The 2,594-nt window shown below is 69.5% G+C and carries 3 protein-coding genes; all 3 read right to left on the bottom strand.

The features are described from left to right. A partial coding sequence (locus ABT057_RS48950) for a thiamine pyrophosphate-binding protein (protein WP_502974099.1) occupies window positions 1–881 on the bottom strand: 881 nt, incomplete at its 3' end. A 134-nt stretch (window positions 882–1,015) separates the two neighbouring features. Continuing rightward, window positions 1,016–2,209: an NAD(P)/FAD-dependent oxidoreductase gene (locus ABT057_RS48945; protein ID WP_352351880.1), complete on the bottom strand. Its 1,194-nt coding sequence runs from the start codon at window positions 2,207–2,209 to the stop codon at window positions 1,016–1,018. A 13-nt stretch (window positions 2,210–2,222) separates the two neighbouring features. Beyond that, the coding region (locus ABT057_RS48940) for a hypothetical protein (RefSeq protein WP_352351878.1) at window positions 2,223–2,594 on the bottom strand (372 nt) is incomplete at its 5' end.

Raw genomic sequence — 2,594 nt, 5'->3', positions numbered from 1 at the left:
AGATTGCGGACCGCGCGGTGCAGGGTGTCGTCGTCGATGTCCGCGACCAGCCGGGCGATGGGCTCCGAACCCGATCCGCTGCCGGGCAGCCGGTCGCGCAGCTGCTGGGGGGTGCAGCGCAGCAGCCGCTGGTACTCGGGGTTCTCCATGGTGTCCAGACGCAGCCGCAGTTCGCTGCCGCCGGGCCGGGCGAACAGATCCTCCAGGAGCTGCCCGTACTTGAGGGTCAGGACCTGCCAGCCCGCCGCGGTGAACATACCGCGCAGGCGCTCCGCCGCCGTCCCGGGCACCACCCGGTCCAGCGACTGCCGGTTGAGGTCGACGACCCACACGATCTCGCCGAGACCGGCCACCGTCGGATCCTGCACGGCTTCCCAGATCGCGCCCTCGTCGAGTTCCGCGTCTCCCAGCAGCGAGTACTGCCGGCCGGCCCCGGCGCCGCCGAAGTGGCCGTCGACGTAGCGGCGGGCCACGGCTCCCCACAGGGGTGCGGTCGCGCCGATGCCCACCGACCCGGTCGAGTAGTCGACCGGATCGGGATCCTTCGACCGGCTGGGATAGCTCTGCAGACCGCCGAAGGACCGCAACTGCGTGAGATACGACGGGTCCAGCTCCCCGAGCAGGTAGTTGATCGCGTGCAGCACGGGCGAGGCATGCGGCTTGACCGACACCCGGTCGTCCCGGGTGAGCCGGTGGAACCACAGAGCGGTCATGATGGACGTCATCGACGCACTCGACGCCTGATGGCCACCCACCTTCAGCCCCGTGGGATTGGGCCGCACCCGGTTCGCGTGATCGACGATCGCGGTCGCCAGCCACAGCACCCGCTTCTCGACATCGCCGAGCGTGCGCAGCAACCCCTCCCGGGAAGCGTCACGCATTTCCGCAACCGCCGAATCGACACTGGTGACCATGAAATTGCCTTTCTATCTCCCCGGACCGTACGGAACGCGTGGCCGGTCACTGGTTGTGGCCTGTGGCCTCCCGACCCGGACCGTAGGGAACGCGTGGCCGGTTACTGGTTGTGGCCTGTGGCCTCCGGCCAGGGGGTGCCCGCGTTGACCAGCCGCCGGGCCTTGGTGAACTGCCGCGGATGACCGCCGAACCCGGCGGCACCGATGACCTTCACGCCGTCACCGAGCAGAGCCACATACGTTTCCTCCTCAGGGCCTCCGCTGAGGAAGTGCAGGTGTTCGCCGTGTGCCGTGCCGGCGCTCTGGAAGCGCTGCCCGAACTGGTCCGACCACACGTACGGCACCCCGTTGTAGGGTTCCGCGGCCTGCGGGTCGAGCAGGTTCAGCGCCGCCCGCCTGCCCTGCTCGCGGGCGTTGGTCCAGTGTTCGACCCGGACGGAGTCGCCGCCGGGGTGGGGCCAGCGGGCCGCGTCTCCGACCGCGTAGACCCCGGGAGCCGTGGTCCGCAGCGTCGCGTCGGTGATGACCCCGTCGTCGAGAGCGAGGCCGGAGCCGGCCAGCCACCCGGTGGCGGGCCTGGCTCCGACACCGACGACGACGAGACCGGCGTCCAGGACGGTGCCGTCCGTGAGCTCGACCTTGTCGACCCGGTCCGAGCCCAGGATCCGTGCCACCCCGACCCCGCACAGCACCCGCACCGCATGGTCGCGGTGCAGACGCACCACCGGCTGCGCCAGCTCCGCGCGCACCGCCCGCTGCAGCGGGACCGCCGCGGCCTCGACCACCGTGACCTCGAGACCGTGGTGGCGCGCGGCCGCGGCGATCTCCAGGCCGATGAAACCCGCCCCCACCACCACCACGGAAGGCCTGCCGCCACTCATGGCCTGCTTGATCCGCCGGGCCTCCTCGAGCGTGCGCAGCGTATGCACACCCTCCAGACCGAACCAGCCACGCGGCCGCACCGCCGCCGAACCCGTGGCGATGATCAGCCCGTCAAAGGGCAGACGCGCACTGCCGACCTCGACCTTGCGCCCGACGAGATCCAGCGCCTGGGCCGGCGTCCCCAGCTGCAGATCCACCCCGAGGTCGTCGAAGTCCTCCTCGGGAAGCAGACGGACCTCGTCCTCGTCCATCTCACCGGTGAGGAGTTCCTTCGACAGCGGAGTGGGATTGTAGGGCAGCTCGGGATCGGCGCCCACGAGCGTCAGCCGGCCGTCATAGCCGGCGGCGCGCAGCGTCTCCAGCGCCTGCACCCCTGCGACACTGCCGCCGACCACGACGATATTGCTGAGCATGCCGCTACAGCCCTCAGCTCTCGCCGGACTGGGAACGCTTCTGCGCCAGCCCCGCCACGAACTCGTCGTCGAAGACATGCTCCATGAGCTCGGGATCGATGTCGTCCTTCCCCGTCATGTCACGGTTGGGATCGGCGAAAGCGATGGAATACCCGTCATTGCTGCCCGGACCACCGACTTCCGAAAGGATCTCCCACCAGTTCCCGTCCATGTCCTGGAAGTAGAACGAGTACGCACCGTGCTGCTCCTGCGGCTTGTGGATACGCTTCAGCCCGTACTCGTCCTTGACACTCAGCAGCTTGCGGTGGGCGTCGTCGACGGCCTCGTTGGTCCGCACGTCCAGACCGTTGTGGTCCTGCAGACGCATGGGACTCGGCTTGCCCTC

This window comes from Streptomyces sp. NPDC002588, assembly GCF_040295925.1.
GTDB lineage: Bacteria > Actinomycetota > Actinomycetes > Streptomycetales > Streptomycetaceae > Streptomyces.
The sequence above is the reverse complement of the archived record's forward strand: the minus strand, read 5'-3'. Positions and strand labels throughout refer to the sequence as shown.